17 protein-coding genes and 2 tRNA genes are annotated in these 17,638 nt (G+C 73.9%); 6 read left to right on the plus strand and 13 right to left on the minus strand.

Translation table 11 applies throughout. The annotated features are described in order from the left end of the window. The coding region (locus tag NX794_RS34190; protein ID WP_258783583.1) for a M6 family metalloprotease domain-containing protein at nt 1-1,319 on the minus strand (1,319 nt) is incomplete at its 3' end. A gap of 321 nt (nt 1,320-1,640) precedes the next feature. Between NX794_RS34190 and NX794_RS34195 the strand changes: the two genes are divergently transcribed. Further along, nucleotides 1,641-3,446, plus strand: a complete 1,806-nt coding sequence (locus NX794_RS34195; protein WP_258783584.1) for a putative bifunctional diguanylate cyclase/phosphodiesterase — start codon at nt 1,641-1,643, stop codon at nt 3,444-3,446. On the opposite strand, the gene NX794_RS34200 is transcribed toward NX794_RS34195, so the two are convergent. Beyond that, on the minus strand, nt 3,425-4,513 hold the full coding sequence (locus NX794_RS34200) for an LLM class flavin-dependent oxidoreductase (protein ID WP_258783585.1): 1,089 nt from the start codon (nt 4,511-4,513) through the stop codon (nt 3,425-3,427). The two genes, NX794_RS34195 and NX794_RS34200, sit on opposite strands and share 22 nt — an antisense overlap. An 85-nt stretch (nt 4,514-4,598) precedes the next feature. Next, nucleotides 4,599-5,366, minus strand: coding sequence for a maleate cis-trans isomerase family protein (locus tag NX794_RS34205; RefSeq protein WP_258783586.1), 768 nt, complete (start codon nt 5,364-5,366; stop codon nt 4,599-4,601). Nucleotides 5,367-5,592: 226 nt separating this feature from the next. Between NX794_RS34205 and NX794_RS34210 the strand changes: the two genes are divergently transcribed. The 3 genes from NX794_RS34210 (at nt 5,593) to NX794_RS34220 (ending at nt 7,627) form a co-directional block, all read left to right on the plus strand. Next, nucleotides 5,593-6,546 carry a D-2-hydroxyacid dehydrogenase gene (locus tag NX794_RS34210; protein WP_258783587.1) on the plus strand — a complete coding sequence of 318 codons (954 nt, stop codon included), beginning with the start codon at nt 5,593-5,595 and terminating at the stop codon, nt 6,544-6,546. A gap of 161 nt (nt 6,547-6,707) precedes the next feature. Then, a complete protein-coding gene (locus tag NX794_RS34215; RefSeq protein ID WP_258783588.1) occupies nt 6,708-7,466 on the plus strand; it encodes an IclR family transcriptional regulator domain-containing protein in 759 nt (252 codons plus the stop codon). 87 nt (nt 7,467-7,553) lie between these two features. Next, nucleotides 7,554-7,627, plus strand: a tRNA-Lys gene (locus NX794_RS34220). Between the two features lie 46 nt (nt 7,628-7,673). On the opposite strand, the gene NX794_RS34225 is transcribed toward NX794_RS34220, so the two are convergent. The 4 genes from NX794_RS34225 to NX794_RS34240 form a co-directional block, all read right to left on the minus strand. After that, nucleotides 7,674-8,132 (minus strand): DUF3592 domain-containing protein, encoded by a 459-nt coding sequence (locus NX794_RS34225; RefSeq protein WP_258783617.1) that lies wholly within the window; start codon nt 8,130-8,132, stop codon nt 7,674-7,676. 184 nt (nt 8,133-8,316) lie between these two features. Beyond that, the gene (locus NX794_RS34230) at nt 8,317-8,922 is read right to left on the minus strand and encodes a lytic polysaccharide monooxygenase auxiliary activity family 9 protein (RefSeq protein WP_258783589.1); all 606 of its coding nucleotides are present in this window, start codon (nt 8,920-8,922) and stop codon (nt 8,317-8,319) included. Nucleotides 8,923-9,072: 150 nt separating this feature from the next. Continuing rightward, nucleotides 9,073-10,206, minus strand: coding sequence for an SPFH domain-containing protein (locus NX794_RS34235; RefSeq protein WP_258783590.1), 1,134 nt, complete (start codon nt 10,204-10,206; stop codon nt 9,073-9,075). 99 nt (nt 10,207-10,305) lie between these two features. Further along, nucleotides 10,306-11,592 carry a peptidoglycan-binding protein gene (locus NX794_RS34240; protein ID WP_258783591.1) on the minus strand — a complete coding sequence of 429 codons (1,287 nt, stop codon included), beginning with the start codon at nt 11,590-11,592 and terminating at the stop codon, nt 10,306-10,308. A 188-nt stretch (nt 11,593-11,780) separates the two neighbouring features. Between NX794_RS34240 and NX794_RS34245 the strand changes: the two genes are divergently transcribed. Next, nucleotides 11,781-11,854: transfer RNA gene (locus NX794_RS34245), tRNA-Lys, on the plus strand. A 68-nt stretch (nt 11,855-11,922) separates the two neighbouring features. After that, complete coding sequence (locus NX794_RS34250) at nt 11,923-12,624, plus strand: FadR/GntR family transcriptional regulator (RefSeq protein ID WP_258783592.1); 702 nt, start codon at nt 11,923-11,925, stop codon at nt 12,622-12,624. On the opposite strand, the gene NX794_RS34255 is transcribed toward NX794_RS34250, so the two are convergent. The 6 genes from NX794_RS34255 to NX794_RS34280 form a co-directional block, all read right to left on the minus strand. Further along, nucleotides 12,600-13,262 carry a class F sortase gene (locus NX794_RS34255; protein WP_258783593.1) on the minus strand — a complete coding sequence of 221 codons (663 nt, stop codon included), beginning with the start codon at nt 13,260-13,262 and terminating at the stop codon, nt 12,600-12,602. The two genes, NX794_RS34250 and NX794_RS34255, sit on opposite strands and share 25 nt — an antisense overlap. A gap of 7 nt (nt 13,263-13,269) precedes the next feature. Further along, complete coding sequence (locus NX794_RS34260; protein WP_258783595.1) at nt 13,270-13,848, minus strand: hypothetical protein; 579 nt, start codon at nt 13,846-13,848, stop codon at nt 13,270-13,272. Nucleotides 13,849-13,971: 123 nt separating this feature from the next. Further along, nucleotides 13,972-14,751, minus strand: coding sequence for an HAD-IIA family hydrolase (locus NX794_RS34265; protein ID WP_258783596.1), 780 nt, complete (start codon nt 14,749-14,751; stop codon nt 13,972-13,974). Between the two features lie 106 nt (nt 14,752-14,857). After that, on the minus strand, nt 14,858-15,574 hold the full coding sequence (locus NX794_RS34270; protein ID WP_258783597.1) for a phosphonatase-like hydrolase: 717 nt from the start codon (nt 15,572-15,574) through the stop codon (nt 14,858-14,860). 7 nt (nt 15,575-15,581) lie between these two features. After that, a complete protein-coding gene (locus NX794_RS34275; protein WP_258783598.1) occupies nt 15,582-16,706 on the minus strand; it encodes a TIGR03364 family FAD-dependent oxidoreductase in 1,125 nt (374 codons plus the stop codon). Nucleotides 16,707-16,838: 132 nt separating this feature from the next. Then, nucleotides 16,839-17,594 carry a GntR family transcriptional regulator gene (locus NX794_RS34280; protein WP_258783599.1) on the minus strand — a complete coding sequence of 252 codons (756 nt, stop codon included), beginning with the start codon at nt 17,592-17,594 and terminating at the stop codon, nt 16,839-16,841. Between the last annotated feature and the right edge of the window lie 44 nt (nt 17,595-17,638).

The raw sequence follows: 17,638 nt of genomic DNA on the forward strand, positions 1-17,638 counted from the left end.
CCCCCCGGCCGCGGCCCGACAGCCCCCGGCCCCCCCGTCGCAACCCCCCCCCCCCCCGCCACCCCCCCCACCCCCGCCGTGATCTTCACGTTCCACGCCCCCGAAGCCGTGCGGTTCTCCACCTCCACCTTCACGTCCTCGCCGGGGACGGTGAAGGACTCCCCCAGGGCCACCGGGGCGTCGGCCAGGGGTGGATAGACCGAGTTCTCCCAGCAGGCCTCGGTGTGGGGGTGGGCGTCGATGACCTCGACCGGGCCGCCGCCGGACTCGGCGCTGCCGTGGACGCGGTAGGCCAGTACGCCCTGGCGGCAGGTCGCGCGGTCGTTGCCCGCCGGGCTCCGGGCCTCGAAGGCGAGGGCGCTGTCCGGGCCGGTGCGGACGACCGCGAGTTTCACGCCGTTGCCGAGGCCGAAGGCGGGGGCGCCGGCGGTGCCCCGTACCGGGACGCCCGGGCCGGCCGCGAGGGGCTCCAGGGTGAGGCGGGTCGAGCCGGTGCCGCGTACGCAGGCGACCTGGCGGGGGTCGAGCCAGCCGAGTTTCCACTTGTGCCAGGCGAACAGGTCAGGGGACAGGCCGAACTGGCTGCCCATCAGGTCCCAGTCGCCGACGAAGGTGTCCCAGTCGCCCTTGCCGTCGACCGGGCGGTGGTAGAGGTCGGGCAGGTCGAAGACGTGGCCGGTCTCGTGGGCGAGGACCAGCCGGTCCGGCGGATGTCTCTCGAACACCGTGACGACCCGCCGGACGTCCGTACCGTCCACCCGCAGGGGCGTGTCGAGGTTGACGACCTTCGTGGCGTCCGAGTCCACACCGGGCGCGTCCGGGTCGGCGACGAAGTACACGACCGGGTAGCGCGAGAAGTCGACCTGCTTGTCGGCCACCGCGAACGCGTCCCGCAGATAGGCGGCCCGGTCCTGGGCGCTCCAGTCCCGCCTTATGGCGTACGACGACGACGGGCGCGGCATCCGCAGCCAGTGCGGCAGCGGGTGCGGGCGCAGGGTGAACTTGCCGTAGGAGGCCTGCTCGTAGAAGCGGCTGGTGGCCGGGAAGTGGTCGGCGGTCAGTTCGGCCGGGGTGGTGCGGGGGGTGGCGTCCGGGAAGGACAGGAAGATCATGACCGCGTCGACCGTGCCGGTGGGGCGGGCGTAGTCGGTGTTCCAGGTGTCGACGCCCTCGGAGTGGTGGGCCTCGGTGCGGTGCAGGGCGCAGGGGGCCGTCGAGAAGGGCTCGGCCACCGAGGGGCCGGTGAGGATCGAGGTCGCGGCGAGCGCCGACAGCGTGGTGCACACGGCGGCGGTGCTGCGCAGCTTGGGCACGGACATGACCTCCGGGTGCGGTTCAGGGGACCAGCACCCACACTGCTGCGCTTTGTACGGTTATGCCCTGTTCACCTGCACCAGAAGGGTGAGTGCGCCTGTACTGCGCCGGAGCGCACCACGGCGCTCAACACCCCGAATCACTCACGGAACGTCACAACTGGTCGAAGGGCCGAAGAAGCCGTCCAGGTGCGGGCAGAAACGATCTGTCAGAACCTGTACTCCGTCCGGGAGACTGGAGAGTGGCTGGAAGGGCCCGGGGCCAGCCTCTATGATCGGCACACTTTCCGGCACGGACACAGATCGAGTGCACTGCGGGAGCAAGCGGTGAGCGGAACGTCCGAAGGGCCGACGCCCGCGGCAGACCTCGACCGGTCGGCCGTAACTGACAGTGACTACACCATCTATCACCGTGTCTTCGCGACCGCCCCGCTGTCCATGGCGGTCGTGGACCCGGACGGCAGCGTCGTCAGCGCCAACACCGCCTTCGGCGCGCTGCTCGGCACGGACCCGGAGACACTGACCGGGCGGCCCGCCGCCGACCTGGTGGGCCTCTCCACGGACGCCCGGAGCCGGCACGCCTACCGGGAGGTGCTCGGCGGCCGGCAGGCGCGGCTGCGCTGCACGCGCCGGCTCAAGCACCCCGAGGGACACTCGGTCTGGGTGCAGGTGACCGTCGCCCCGCTGGGCGGCGGCCGGCCGGGGGCGCTGCTGTCCCTCACCGACGTCAGCGGCCGCCGGGAACTCCAGGCGCGGCTACGGCACTTGCAGATGCACGATCCGGTCACCCGGCTGCCCAACCGCACCCTGTTCTTCGAGCGCCTGACGGCCGCCCTGGAGGCGGAGGCGTACGAGCGCAGCGGCACCGGCCGGATCGGGCTGTGCTACCTGGACGTGGACGGCTTCAAGGCGGTCAACGACACCCTCGGCCACCGCGTCGGCGACCGGCTGCTCGCGGCCGTGGCCGAGCGGCTGACCCGGGTCGCCGACGAGGCCGGGTACGCCCGGGCCGCGACCCCGCTGGTGGCCCGGCTCGGCGGTGACGAGTTCGCGCTGCTCGTGGAGGACTCCACCGGCACCGAACAGCTCGCCGACCTCGCCGAGTCGGCGCTGAAGGCGCTGGAGGAGCCCTTCGACCTGGCCGGCCAGCGGCTGTCGCTGACCGCGTCCATCGGGGTGGTGGAGCGCCAGGCGGCCGGCACCACGGCCACCGGTCTGATGCAGGCGGCGGACACGACGCTGTACTGGGCGAAGGCGGACGGCAAGGGCCGCTGGACGCTGTTCGACCCCGAGCGCAACGCGCACCGGATGACCCGTCAGGCGCTGTCGTCGATGCTGCGGCCGGCCATCGAGCGCGGGGAGTTCGCCCTGGAGTACCAGCCGCTGGTCGGGATGGGGGACGGGCGGCTGAGCGGGGTCGAGGCGCTGATCCGGTGGCATCACCCGCAGTTCGGCATGCTGTCGCCGAATCGGTTCATCGGACTGGCCGAGGAGGACGGTTCGATCGTGCAGCTCGGCCGTTGGGCGCTGGTCACCGCCTGCCGGCAGGCCCGGCGCTGGCAGCAGGACCACCCCGGGGAGCCGCCCATCTTCGTCAGCGTCAACGTGGCGGTGCGCCAGGTGTGGGACTCCGACCTGGTGGCCGATGTCGCCGAGACGCTCGCCGAGACCGGGCTCGCCCCGCAGCTGCTCCAGCTGGAGCTGACCGAGTCCGCCGTGATGGGCTCGGCCGGCCGGCCGCTCCAGGCCCTCCAGGCGCTCAGCGACATGGGGGTGCGCATCGCCATCGACGACTTCGGCACCGGCTATTCCAACCTCGCCTATCTGAGCCGGCTGCCGGTGAAGGTGCTGAAGCTGGACGGCTCCTTCGTGCGCGGCTTCCAGTACGAGGGCGACCAGAAGGCGCTGGCGCCGAATCCCGCGGACGAGGTGATCGTGGAGGCGATGATCCAGCTCGCGCACCGGCTCGGGCTGACCGTGACGGCGGAGTGCGTGGAGACCTCGGCCCAGGCCACCCGGCTGCGCCGGATCGGCTGCGACACCGGACAGGGCTGGCTGTACTCCCGCCCGGTGTCGCCGGATCGTATCTCCGAGCTGCTGGGGACGCAGAGCTACGCGGTCGGCAACCCGTAGGCGTCGGCGATCAGCCGGTAGGAGCGCAGGCGCAGCTCGCCCCGGTGGGCGTGCGAGGTGATCATCAGCTCGTCGGCGCCGGTGCGCTTCCGGAGGTCGTCCAGTCCGGTTATGACCTCGTCGGCGGTGCCGTGCACGACGTTGGCCGACCAGGAGGCGATGAACTCCTCCTCCATCGGGCCGAACTCGTGGGCCTCGGCCTCCGCCGGGTCCGGGAACAGGCCCGGGCGGCCGGTGCGCAGCCGCAGCATGTTCAGCGCCATGGCGCGGGTCTGCCGGCGGGCCTCCCGCGCCTCGTCGGTGGCGAGGGCGGACACGCCGATGAGCGCGTAGGGCTCGTCCAGGACCTCGGAGGGGCGGAAGGACTGCCGGTACAGGTCGAGGGCCGGGACGGTGTTCTGCGCGGAGAAGTGGTGCGCGAAGGCGAACGGCAGGCCGAGTACGCCGGCCAGCCGGGCACTGAACCCGGAGGAGCCGAGCAGCCAGACCGGTGGCCGGTGCGGGGACTGCACACCGCCGGGGGCGCTGCCCTGCACCGGGCCGGGGATGGCGTGGATCTTGCGGTAGGGGTGGCCGTCGGGGAAGTCGTCGTCCAGGAACCGGATCAGCTCGGCGAGCTGCTGCGGGAAGTCGTCGGCGCCCTCGTTCAGGGTGTCGGTACGGCGCAGCGCGGCGGCCGTGGCCCCGTCGGTGCCCGGTGCCCGTCCGAGGCCGAGGTCGATCCGGCCCGGGGCCAGCGCCTCCAGGGTGCCGAACTGCTCGGCGATCACCAGCGGGGCGTGGTTGGGCAGCATGACGCCGCCCGAGCCGAGCCGGATGCGCTCGGTGCGGGCGGCGAGGTGGGCCAGGATCACCGCGGGCGAGGAGGAGGCCACGCCGGGCATGGAGTGGTGCTCGGCGACCCAGTACCGGTGGAAGCCGCGGGCCTCGGCCAGCCGGGACAGCTCGACGCTCGTGCGCAGGGCGTCGGTGGCGGTACTGCCGGCGCCGACGGTCACCAGGTCCAGTACGGAGAGGGGGACGGGGGCGGTCCCGTGTGTCGTGCCCCGGATCTCGTCTGCCGACACGGTGAGGCCTCCTGGTGTGACGTGGGCGGTTGCGCCCTTGTCGAACAGGAGACCGGCCTCTCTTATTCCGGCCGGGGACGCCCCCTCAGGCCTGCACCAGCGGTTCCCGGGTGAAGAGGGCGCCGAGGGTGGGCGCGTTCACCCGGCGGTCGGCCAGGCGCAGGGCCTCCCAGACGGTGACCTGGTTGGCGGTGAGGACCGGCTTGGACAGGGTCTTCTCCAGCAGGGAGACGTGCGCGGCGGTGTGCAGGGCGGTGTCCGGCAGCAGGACCGCCTGCGCGTCGGGGGTGTCCGCCGCGCGGGCCAGGGCCAGTACCTCCTCCTCACCCCAGGTGCCGGCCTCCGCTCCGGCGGCGGGTCCGGCGGAGTGCACGCCGGTCACCTCCAGGCCGCCGGCCCGCAGGAAGTCCGCGAACAGGGCGGTGACGTCCGCGGGGTAGGGCGCGCCGACGGCGACCCGGCGCACGCCCAGCTCGCGGGCCGCGTGGACGAAGGCGAACGACGTCGAGGAGGCCGGCATCCCGGCCAGCCGGGCCAGCTCCCTGACCTGTTCCTGGGCGCCGTCCCAGCCGTGTGCGAAGCCGCCGCTGGTGGAGGCCCGGACCACGGTCTCGGCCCCGGACAGCCGCAGACCCTCCACGCCCTTCGCGAGCCGTTCGGCCGAGTCGGGCCGTTCAGCCGAGCCGAGCCGTTCAGCCGAGCCCGTCCCGCGCGGTGCCACCCCGAAGGACGCGTCCTCGCCGGTCTCGGTGCGCACCAGATCCAGCCGGATGTCACTGCCGAGCAACTGCTCCATGCGTGGATAGTCGTCCTCGGCGAGGTGGCCCGGGCAGAGAAATCCGAGTGCGGTCATGTCCAGCCTTCCTGGGGTCTCTTCGGGCGGTACGGGCCGTTCGCGCACGGCCCGTACGTGTCGGGTACCCAGTCGGCGCAGTGCCGCCCCTCCGCGTGACCTGGTTGGCCGACAGCGCCCGGTGCGCGCCGGCCCGTCGGATGGCGCGGCCGACCGTGTTGACGGCGGTGGGCCGGGGTGCGAGCGTGGTCGGTCCCCGCCCGCCGGACGCCGGGAGCCGCCCCGTATGACGCCGTCCTCGCCCACCGTGCTCGTGCTCGACGCCGAGCCGCCGCCCCGGCTCGGCCGCCTCACCGGGCGCGCCCGGATCGTGCACACGGACGCCGCGCACCTGGCCGGGCACCTGCCGGCGGCGGACGTGCTGCTGGTGTGGGACTTCACCTCGGGCGCCGTACGGGAGGCGTGGCCGGGCGGCGGGCCCCGGCCGCGCTGGGTGCACACCGCGAGCGCGGGCGTGGACCACCTGCTCTGCCCGGAGCTGGCCGCCTCGGACACGGTGGTGACCAACGCGCGCGGGATCTTCGAACGGCCGATCGCGGAGTACGTGGCGGCGCTGGTGCTGGCCGTCGCGAAGGACCTGCCGCGCACCCTGGAGTACCAGCGGGAGCGGGTCTGGCGGCACCGGGAGACCCGGCGGGTGGCGGGCACCCGCGCGTGCGTGGTCGGCTCGGGGCCGGTCGGCCGGGCGATCGTGCGCACGCTGAAGGCGCTGGACGTGACGACGGCGCTGGTCGGGCGGGTGCCGCGGGCCGGCATCCACGGCCCGGCCGACCTGGACCGGCTGCTCTCCCGGGCGGACTGGGTGATCGCGGCGGCGCCGCTGACCGAGCGGACGTACGGCATGTTCGACGCGCACCGCTTCGACGTGATGCAGCCCTCGGCGTTCTTCGTGAACGTCGGGCGCGGTCCGCTGGTCGACGAGGACGCGCTCGCCGCGGCGCTGACCCGGCGCTGGATCGCCGGCGCCGCGCTGGACGTGTTCGCCGCCGAACCGCTGCCCGCCGAGAGCCCGTTGTGGGGGCTGCCGGGGCTGCTGGTGTCCCCGCACATGAGCGGTGACACGGTCGGCTGGCGGGATGAACTGTCGGTCCAGTTCGTGGAGATGTACGAGCGCTGGGCGGCGGGCAGGTCGCTGCCGAACGTGGTGGACAAGCAGCGGGGGTACGTTCCCGGCCACTGACCCGCGAGGCGACCGGTGCGATCTTGCCAACAACCGCTGCTCGGCAGCCCATTGCCGGTTATCGTGGTAGCGATCCGCCGATCCGCCGATCCGCCGATCCGCCGATCGGACACGCGGCTTCGCGGCTTCGCGGCCCACCGAGCGAGCGCAGGGGAGACACCGTGGCGCTGATGCACGAGCCGACCGCCCCGTACCACTCCGCCCAGGACGCCCTGCGCGTGCTGGAGACCGTGGCGCTCCACCCCGCGGGCGTCACGGACGTCCGGCTCTCCCGCCGTACCGGCCTCGGCGCCGAGCGGCTGACCGCCCTGCTGCGCATGCTGCGCCGCGAGGGGTACGTCGTCCGGACGGCCGACGGGGCGTACGTCACCGGTGACACCCTGCGCCGTCTCACCTCGGCGCACGACCGGGAGCGCGCGCTGCGCGAGAAGCTCCAGCACACCCTGGACCGGCTGCGGGACTCGGTCGGCGCCGCCGTCTACATCAGCCGGTACCTGGACGGCGAGGTGCGGGTCACCCAGTACGCCGCCGGGCCCGGCACCCCGGCGGTCAACGAGTGGGTGGACTTCCGCTGCTCGGCGCACGCGACGGCCGTGGGCAAGAGCCTGCTGACCCAGCTCGACCACAACGGCCGCCGCGACCACCTGTCCCGGCACAAGATGGCCCGGCTCACCTCCCGCACCATCACCAGCGACAAGCTGCTGCTGTCCCGCCTGGAGTCGCAGCCGCCGACGGTCCCGGTCCTCGACCTCCAGGAGTACGCGGTGGGCACGGTCTGCGCGGCCGTCCCGATCACGGCCGGCGCGTCGGTGGGCTGCCTCGCGCTCTCGCTCCCGGTGGCGCACGCGCACCGGCTGAAGCGGGCCGCCGACGCGCTGAACCGGGGCGCGGCACCGGTCCTGCTGTCCCTGGCGCTCTGACCACCGGCGCAGTGGTCACGAGCACCCCCGGGGACCGGGTAGTATTTTCTTCGTCGCCGGCCGCGGGAAGCGGACGGCGGGAGTCATGCGCCGCTAGCTCAGTTGGTTAGAGCAGCTGACTCTTAATCAGCGGGTCCGGGGTTCGAGTCCCTGGCGGCGCACAGATGAAGGGCCCCTCGCCTCGGCGGGGGGCCCTTCGGTGTTCCGTCACGGGAACATGGTGTCGGCCTCGGCGAACGCGGTGTGCGCCATGCCGATGAAGACGGCGCAGAAGACGACGACCACCCCGAGGAAGACCAGGGCGGCGCCGGTGGAGGCGGCGAGCCGGCCGGGCGAGGGCGGCAGCGCGGTGGCCCGCTCCGGCTGCTCCGGCAGATAGCGGGCGGTGACGAGGTCGCCCTCCAGGACGGTGGCGGGGCCGTTCCCCTCCTCGAAGCGGACCGTGCGGCCGTCCAGGGTGGTGAACTCGTAGACGTGGTGCAGGGTCGTGCGCACGGAGGTGTCCCCGCCGCCCCCGCGAGTGGTGGTGTACGTCCGCAGGCAGCGGGCCTGGGTGGTCAGCCCGCGGCTCCAGGTCCTGCTGATCCGCCGGGCGCGGCGCACCAGCCTGACGGCGGCCCAGCCGCAGCCGCCGATCATCAGTACCGGCACGGCGTAGAAGAGCATCTCGAACACGCGGTCCCCCGAGGTCACGTCGCCGCACCGGTCGAGGCGGCGTGCGAGGAAGTTACCCGCGGGGAGCGCCGGATTCGCTCAAGTAAGGCTCAGGCTTCGCGAGCGCGCCCGGCTGCCCGGAATCCGCGTGCGCCGGCAGTCGTGCCGGCGCACGCGGACCCTGCCCGAGGGGGGATCAGAAGGTGACGTCCGAGCAGGCGTAGAACGCGTTGCCGGTGTCGGCGATGGTCCACACCGCGACAATGACGTGGTGCCCGCTCAGCCCGGACGGCAGGGTGCCGCTGTGGCTGAGTGTGGCCGGCGGCCGCTGGCCGTTGTACGGCACCGTCAGGAACGGGGTGAGGTTGAGGTCCGAGCGGGCGAGGTTGTGGTTCTGGTTCCAGCCCTGCTTGGTGACGTAGTACTTGAAGTCGGTCGTGGCGTGCATGGCCGTGAACTGCCAGCGGAACGTGTACGACTGACCGCCGGTCACCCTGGTGGTGGGCCAGGCCGCGCCGGACGGTGTCTGGGGCGCGCTGAGCTGGGCGAACTGGCTCAGGCCGCCGTTGCAGATCTGGCCGTCGGCGGGACCGGCGGCCGGGAAGCCCTTGGGGCCCTCGACGCTCTGCGGCTCCCACTGGATGGAGCCGCAGTTCGCCACGGTGCCGTTCTGGCAGAGCTTCTGCCTGCTGATGGGGAGGTCGGTGTAGCCGTGCCCGCTGGCGCCGCCGGTGGAGAGCGCGAAGGCTCCGGCGGTCACCGCACCCAGCACGACTGCGGACAACTTGGTCTTGGTGCGCATGCTGCCGCTCCTGGAGAACGTGGGGTGTTCAGTGAGCTGTGCAGGGGTCAGGTCTAGACCAAGTCTCAGGTTATGGGTGCGAGTTGAACATGTCCATACCAATCGCTGAAGGCAATCGCCGGGGGCCCGCACGGGGCGGTCACGGGGCGGTCACACCGGCTCGCCGCGTCCCGAGCAGAACGCCACCGTCAGGTCGCGGACCAGCACCTTGCGCTCGTAGTCGTCCAGGGCGACCAGCCCGCGCACGGTCAGCCGGGTCACCGTGTCCTCGACCGAGTCCACCACCGAGGTCAGCATGGTGGCCCGCTGCCGGGCGTCCAGCGCGGTGATCCGGCGCCGCCGCATCGCGGCGGCGACCTCCGGGGCGTACTCCACCCGGACCGGCCGCACCTGGAACACCTCCACCCCGACCCCCGCGGCCTCCTGCGCCACCAGCCGGGTCAGCGTGTCCCCGACCGCCGTCACCCCGCCCCGGGTGCCGCCCGCCGGCTCCACCGGCACCCGGGCCAGCGCCGCCTCCACGCACTCGCGCAGATACGCCTCGTGGTCCTCGATGCCGAGCAGCGCCCGCGCGGTGTCCCGTACCCGCCACACCACCAGCACCACCACCCGCAGGCCCATCCCGTCCGGGTCGGCCGCCGGCATCGCCTCGCTGCGCCAGTGCCGCAGCCGCACGTCCGCCCGGCGGCGCCGCGCCAGCGGGTTCACCCACAGCAGCCCGGTGCGCCGCACGGTCCCCCGGTACCGGCCGAACAGGCCGAGCACCCAGGCCCGCCCGGTCCGCCCCCGGGTCAGCCCGCCGAACCCGAACGCGCCGAGCGCCCCGGCCCCGGCGTACGACGCCCACTGCGCGGGACCCAGGCCCGCGCCCGGGTATGCCGGCAGCCGCAGCGCCTCGGCGGTGAGCGACGGGAGCAGCCCGGCCCACCAGGTGGTGGCCAGGCAGCCGGTGAGCCCGCAGGCCCCGGCGAACACCCCGGCGAGGCCGGGCAGCACCCGCGCCGGGCGCTCCACCAGTTCCGGGTCGACCTGCGGCAGCGGCCGGCCGCGCACCGGCGCCGGGCGGCCGAGGCGCGGCTGCTCGCCGGTGCCCTGTCTGCGGCCGACGACGGCCGGCTTGAGCGGCACCTTCACCGGGTCCGGCTCGTCCCGGAAGAGCAGGTGGACCGGGATCTCGGTGGTCGCCTCGTTCTGGATCAGCCGGACCGGGCGGGTGACCGCGGTCGCGGCACCCTCCAAGGGCCCCTCGGATTCGGGTGGGATGGATGAGGTCGTCGTACTCATGCGTGCCTCCAGCCTCCGCGCCAGATGCGTCATGAACTTCGGAAAGGGGTGGGGTGATCGGGGGGAGGATCGGGGTTCCGGCTCGGGCGAGCGGGCCGGTCAGGCGAACAGGCGCCGCCAGGTCTCCGGGCCCGGGTAGCCGTCCGCCGCGCCGCCGCGCCAGCCCTGGGTCCGCTGGAACGCCTCCACGGCACGCCGGTCCGCCTCGCCCCAGTGCGGGCCGGGGCCGAGGGCGTAGCACCCGCCGAAGCCCTTCTCCACCAGCCGGGCGCCCAGCCGGGTGACGTGGTCGTTGGCGGCGCCCGGCCGGAAGAAGGCGCGCCCGGGGTAGCCGGGCACTCCGTGCGAGGCGGGCGGCGCCGGGTCCGGCGTACTGCTCCGGCCCTTGCCCGTGGTTAGCAGTTCCCAGGTGCGCGGGCCGGGCAGTCCGTCGGCGTCCGCGCCGCTCCAGCCCTGGGCGCGCTGGAACGCCCGGGTGGCGCGCCGGTCCGCCTCGCCCCAGACCGGTCCGGGTCCCGTCGCGTAGCAGGAGCCGGCGCCCCGCGCGACCAGTATCCGGCCGAGCAGGGTGACGTACGTGTTGTCGGCGCCGGGCCCGAAGTAGGCCGCGCCCGGGTACGGCACCACGGTCCTGCCAGCCGCCGGCGCGCCCGCGGTGCCGGCGGCCACCCCCTTGTAGCGGTAGGGGACGTACTTCGCGGAGTTGCTCCAGTACGCGTACGGCGTGCTCTGCCGGCGGGTGTGCGGGGGCGTCTGCTCGTAGGCCGTGTAGGAGGTGTGCGTGGAGTTGGTCCAGCCGCCGAAGATCACCACGTGCGAGCCGTTCTCGGGGTTGGCCGGGTTGTGGAAGAGCAGGATGTCGCCGGGCTGGAGCTGCGCCTTGGTGATCTTCACGCCGAACTGGCCGAGACTGCCCGTCCATTCGTTGCCCGGCAGGCCCCAGGCCATGGACACATAGCCCGAGCAGTCCTGCCGGTACCCGTCGGTCCAGTACGCGGTCATGCTGTACGGCACCCGCGCGGCCACCCAGGCCTTGGCCCGGTTGACGATCTCGGTCCGGGTGGTGGCGGGGACCGCCGCGACGCCGGGCTCGGCCAGGGTGCCCACCCGGCCGTGCAGCGGGGACCTGGCGCCCTGCGGGGTGGCGGGCTCGCCGTCACCGGGGTCGGCCTCGCGGTGCGGGGCGTGGCCGGGGGTGACGGCGGTGGCCGGGGCGGTACCGCCGAGGACGGCGGACGCGGCGGCCATGACGACGACCCCGCAGGCCGCCGGGTGGCCGCCGAGGCGGCCGGACGACAGGCGGGGACGCACCCGTCGCCAGTGGACACAGCCGGGGCAGTCGCAGTCGCTCGCGGGATCGAATTCCTCGAACACCGGAGCGGACATGCGAGCTGCCTCACATTCGGGGGGGTTCTGTCCGCGAGTGTGCACGTCGATCAGTTTCCCAAGCGTCCACGGGACGCGCATTTTGACGGTCCGAATGATGTACGCCGGTCCGCCCGCCCCCCCGCCGGGTCGCACCCGGGTGGTCGGGAGCACCCCCGCACGTCGGGTAGAGTTTTCCCTGTCAGCAGGCGCCGCTAGCTCAGTTGGTTAGAGCAGCTGACTCTTAATCAGCGGGTCCGGGGTTCGAGTCCCTGGCGGCGCACCGACCGGAAGGCCCCTCGTTCACACGGGGGGCCTTTCGCATGCCGATTGGCCGGATACGCTCTGGCCATGGCAGCCCGGGACCTCCAGGAGCGGATCAAGAAGCTGATCGTCGACCGGCGGCTGCCCTCGGGCGCCCCGCTGCCGACCGAGCCGGAGCTGATGGAGTACCTGGGGGCCTCCCGCAACTCGGTGCGGGAGGCGCTCAAGGCGCTCCAGGCCATGGGCATCGTGGAGATCCGGCACGGCTTCGGGACGTACGTCGGCCCGATGTCGTTCGCCCCGATGATCGAGGGCCTGGCCTTCCGTACCGTCGCCGGGCACTACCGGGGCGAGGACTCGCTGCTCCAGTTGCTGGAGCTGCGCGAGGCCGTGGAGACCGGGCTGGTGTCCCGGCTGGCCGGGCGGCTGCCCGCGGCGGACCTGGCCGAGCTGGAGGCCCTCGTCGACCGCATGGACGAGGAGGCGGCACGGGGGGCCGGGCTCGCCGCGACCGACCGCGCCTTTCACGCCACCCTCTACCGGGGGCTGGACAACACCCTGCTGTGCGAGGTGCTGGAGGCGTTCTGGGACGCCTTCCACCGGGTGCAGCGCGACCTCGTGGACGTGCCGCAGGATCCGCGGGTCACCTGCCGCCAGCACCGGGAGATCCTGGACGCGGTCCGCTCCGGGGACGCGCTGCGGGCGGAGCGCGCCATACGGGAGCACTTCGGCAACGTCCGGGCGCGGCTGTCCGGCACCGGCGGTCAGCCGTCGGTGCCGGTGAGGTAGGCGGAGACGACGACGTTGGCGGTGTAGGTGCCGCGCGCGCGGTCGAAGGTGCCGCCGCAGGTGATGAGGCGCAGCTCGGCGCGGCCCCGGTGGTGCGGGGCGTAGGCCTGCCGGGCGTCGAAGTCCTCGCGGGGCAGGACCCGGACGTCGTCGATGGTGAACCGGGCGACCTTGCCGTCCGCGCGGACCACGCGCACGGTCTCGCCGGTTTCGAGGGTGCTGAGCTTGTAGAAGACGGCGGGCCGGGTCCGGGTGTCCACATGGCCGACCAGCAGGGCGGCCCCGGCGGCCCCGGGCGCGGTGCCGGCGCCGTACCAGCCGACCACGTTCGCCTGGTCGTAGGGCGGCGGGTCGACGGCGCCGTCGGCGTCCAGACCGCGGGCCGTCACGGGTGCGGTGACGCCGAGCTGGGGGATGTCGACGCGCTGGGGCCGGGCGGCGGAGAGGGGTTTCGCGGCGGGCGGCAGCGAAGCGGGGTCCACGGCTCCCCCCACAGCGAACACGTCACCGGCGGCCGGCCCGTCCGGTACGCCGGTCACGCCACGCCCCCACAGCCACAGGCCGAGCAGCAGCACCGCCCAGGCCACGCCGGTGACGAGCCGGCCGGTGCCGGTCGAGCGCTCCAGGTCGTCGGTCATGGCGGCGTCAGCGGGTGCCGCGGCTCCGGCGGGCCCGCCGCCCGACGACGACCGCGGCGATCCCGGCCAGCGCGAGCCCGGTGACCGCCTGGAGGTTGCCGGGCCCGGAGCCGCTGGTGGCGACCGTGGCGAAGTGCGCGGTGCCACCGCCGCCGGCGTCCACGGGGGCGACGGGCGTCTCGGAGGGCGCCACGGCGGAGGCACCGGTACCGAAGGGGCGGATGAGCTGCTCCAGCTGCCCGAGCCCGCCACCGCCCCCGGAGCCGACCGTGAGGGTGCCGGTGGTGACGGTGCCGGCGCAGGTGACCTTGACGTCGTAGGCGCCCGGCTGGACGGAGGTGCGCACCTGGGTCTCACCGGAGACGGTGCCCTGGCCGCCGGTCAGCACGGCGTCGGCGACGAAGGCGGTCGAGGCCGCCGTGGCCCGCGCGCCGGTACAGCCGCCGGCCCGCACGGTGACGGCGCCGCCGGGTGCCGGGGAGGCGGGGGTCACGGTGACCGGGCCGCCGCTCGCCGCGTGGGCGGCGGGGGTGCAGACGGCCGCGGCCAGGATTCCGGTACAGAGAGTGAGGCGAAGTGAGCCCATCGTGAACCTCCAGATACCAGGAGGTTCCCCCGGTGGGGGCGCCCCCGCATCCTCGGGAGGCGCCCCGCTGCGCCGAACGGGTGAGGCCGGGTGGTGCCCCGGTCGGCCCCCCCGGGAGGGGTCTCAGACCAGGTCGACCAGGTCGGCGATGGAGTCCACGACCTCGGACGCCCGGAACGGGTAGCGGTCGATCTCGCCGGGCTGGGTGACCCCGCTGAGCACCAGGAAGGTGCGCATCCCGGCCTCCAGACCGGCGAGGACGTCGGTGTCCATACGGTCGCCGATCATCGCGGAGGTCTCGGAGTGGGCGCCGATCGCGTTCAGCCCGGCCCGCATCATCAGCGGGTTGGGCTTGCCGACGAAGTAGGGCTTGCGGCCGGTCGCGGCGGTGATCAGGGCGGCGACGGAGCCGGTGGCGGGCAGGGCGCCCTCGGTGGAGGGGCCGACGTTGTCCGGGTTGGTGGCGATGAACCGGGCGCCGGAGTTGATCAGCCGGACGGCCTTGGTCATGGCCTCGAAGGAGTAGGTGCGGGTCTCGCCGAGGATCACGAAGTCGGGCTCGTGGTCGGTGAGGATGTAGCCGACGTCGTGCAGGGCGGTGGTCAGGCCGGCCTCGCCGATGACGTAGGCGCTGCCGCCGGGCCGCTGGTCGTTCAGGAACTGGGCGGTGGCCAGCGCCGAGGTCCAGATGTTGTCCACCGGCACGTCCAGGCCCATGCGGCGCAGCCGGGCGTGCAGGTCGCGGGCGGTGTAGATGGAGTTGTTGGTCAGCACCAGGAAGGGCCGCCCGGACTCGCGCAGCTTCTTCAGGAAGGAGTCGGCGCCCGGGATCGGCACGCCCTCGTGGATCAGGACGCCGTCCATGTCGGTGAGCCACGACTCGATCGGCTTGCGGTCTGCCATGTTGTGCGTCTCCTGGCTGCGTGCGGTCGGGAAAGGCTGGGGGCGCCGGAACCACGGCGTACCGACGCCCCCAGCCTAATCAGGCCCGGGTGACGCGTGCCCCACCTCACCCGGCTCCCGTGAGCAGGGCGGGCAGGGCGGCGACGGAGTCCAGGACGTGGGTGGCGCCGGCCGCGCGGAACTCCTCGTCGCCGTGGGCCCCGGTGCGCACGCCGGCGACCAGTCCGGCGCCGGCGCGGACCCCGCTGAGCACGTCGTAGGAGGTGTCGCCGACGACGGCCACCTGCCGGACGTCCTCGGCGGCCTTGGTGCGCAGGAACGCCTCCAGCACCAAATCCGGGTACGGCCGCCCGCGCCCGGCGGCGTCGGCCGGGCACAGGGTGAGCGGCACCAGGTCCGTCCAGCCCAGCGCGGCCAGGACGGCGTCCTGGGTGACCCGGGCGAAGCCGGTGGTCAGGGCGACGGTACGGCCGCCGCCGGCCAGTTCCTCGATCGCCTCGCGGGCGCCGGGGACGGGCGCGACGAGACCGGCGTCGACCAGTTCGCCGTACGCCTTCTCGAAGGCGGCGTTGGCGCGCCGGGCGCGGTCCTCGGTGCCGAACAGGTGCCGGAAGACGGAGATCTTGGACTCGCCCATGGTGGCGCGGACGTACGCGAGGTGCTCGGCGTGCTCGGCCGAGCCCTCCTCGACGCCCAGTTCGGCAGCGGCGGCGGCGAAGGCGCGCTCGACCAGGCCGCCGTCGGCGACGGTGGTGCCGGCCATGTCGAGGACGACGAGCCGGATGCCGGTGGTGTCGGCGGTGTCGGTGCGGGTGTCGGTCATGGGGTGTTCACCAGCCCAGTTCGTTCGCGGTGGTCTCGGCTATCGCGGGGGAGCAGGTCATACCGCGCCCGCCGGGCCCGGTGACCAGCCACACCCCGTCGCTCACCTGGCGGCGGTACACCACCCGGCCGGGGTCGGTGCACTGCGCGTACACCCCGGCCCAGCGGCGCCGGACGCGGGGCAGCGGCCGGCCGAGCAGGGACTCGACGACGCCGGTGAGGTGCTCGTAGGGCGCCTCGACGGTGTCGAAGGCGAAGGGGTGCTCGTACTCGTGGGTGTCGCCGATGGTCAGTCCGCCGTCGGCGCGCTGGACCATGAGGAGTTGCATCCGGTGCGTGGCGGCGGTGTCGGGCTGCGGCTGCCGGGCGTTCAGCGCGTCCAGGGCCGGGGAGGCGTAGGCGGGGTAGTAGCGGAAGCTGTCGGCGTCCGCGACCGAGGTGGTCAGGGGCTCGCCGAGCGGCTCGGTCTGCATCATCTGGAGGCGGACGCGGCGCACCGGCAGGCCGGGTCCGGCCAGTTCGCGGACCAGTCCGCCGAGCCAGGCACCGGTGGCCAGGACCACGGCGTCGGCCTGGTGCACGTCGCCGTGGTCGTCGCGGACGGTGCCGGCGCCCACCACCTCACGGACCTCGCGGCCGGGCAGGAAGGTGTAGTTCGGGTGCTTCAGCAGTTCGGCGCGCAGGGCGAGCTGGGCGGTGCGGGGCTCGACGGCCGCGTCCCGCTCGCAGTACAGCGCGGCGGTGAAGTCGCCGCGCAGCGCCGGGTTGAGGGCGCGGGCCTCGCCCGGGGTGAGCAGCTTGTAGCCCCGGGCGGCGGCGTCGGGCCGGGCCACGGCGGCCTCGGCGACGCCCAGTTCGAGGGGGCCGCGCACCGGGGTGAGGGAGCCGTTGGCCCGGAAGCCGAGTGCCGGGACCCGGGCGCCGACCTCCTGCCACAGCTCCCGCGCCCGCAGCGCGGTCTCCAGCTCCTCCCCACCGGCCCGGCCGCTGACCCAGATCTGCCCGAAGTTGCGCAGCGAGGCGCCGCGCGCCTCGGCCTCGCGCTCGATCTGGACGACCCGGTGGCCGCGTTCCACTGCTTGCCAGGCGTGCATGGTGCCCACCACGCCTGCTCCGACGACTGTCACTTCCACGTCGGCAACGCTCCTCGCGCATCGGTGACCGGAGACATCCGGCTGACAACGAGAGCGTGAACGACCCATCACATTTGGGCTAGACCCGTTATCTTTTCGTTATGCTCGGTGACCGGTCCGAAGGGTTGCTTCTCAGCCGCGCAGGTGGGCCGTGAAGGAGAACCGGTCGCCTCGGTAGAGGGAGCGGACCCGCTCCAGCGGGCGGCCGTCGGTGTCCCGGGACACGCGGTGGATCAGCAGCATCGGCAAGGCCGGCGGGGTGCCGATCAGCAGGGCCTCGCGGGGCGTGGCGAGGACGGTCTCGATGCGCTCGTCGGCGTCGCCGAAGGCGATGCCCTGGTTCCGGAGATAGCCGTAGAAGGAGGAGTCGGGGTCGAAACCGGCGTCCAGGCGGGGCACCCGGGCGACGGCGACGTAGGTGCTCTCCAGGCCGACCCGCTCCTCGTCGGCGAGCAGCACCCGCTCCAGGTGCCAGACCGGCTCGCCCCGGCTCAGCCCGGTCTCCGCCGCGAGGGCCTCCGGGCACGGGAAGCGGTCCAGGCCGACGAGGGACCGGCCCGGGGTACGGCCCTGCTTGCGGACGCCCTCGGTGTAGCTGGCGAGGGACAGCGGCTGGGCCAGCTTGGGCCCGGCGACGACGGTCCCCCGGCCCCGGCGCCGCAGCCGGCCCTCCAGCACGAGTTCGCGCACCGCCTGGCGCACGGTCTCGCGGGCGACGTCGTACCGCTCGGAGAGGTCCCGCTCGGTGGGGATGACGCTCCCCTCCCCCAGTTCCTCCAGCAGGGCCGCGATCCGTGCCTTCACCGCGTAGTACTTGGGGATACGGCCGTGCTCGGGGATGCCGGAGCGCACGGGGGCACCGGGGGCCTGGTCGTTCGGGTAGTCCACGCGGGGATCGTCGCAGACGGGCGGGGGTGACCGTGCCGGTGGGG

Origin of the sequence: Streptomyces pyxinicus (assembly GCF_024753135.1) — a bacterium.
GTDB classification, from domain to species: Bacteria; Actinomycetota; Actinomycetes; order Streptomycetales; family Streptomycetaceae; genus Streptomyces; species Streptomyces pyxinicus.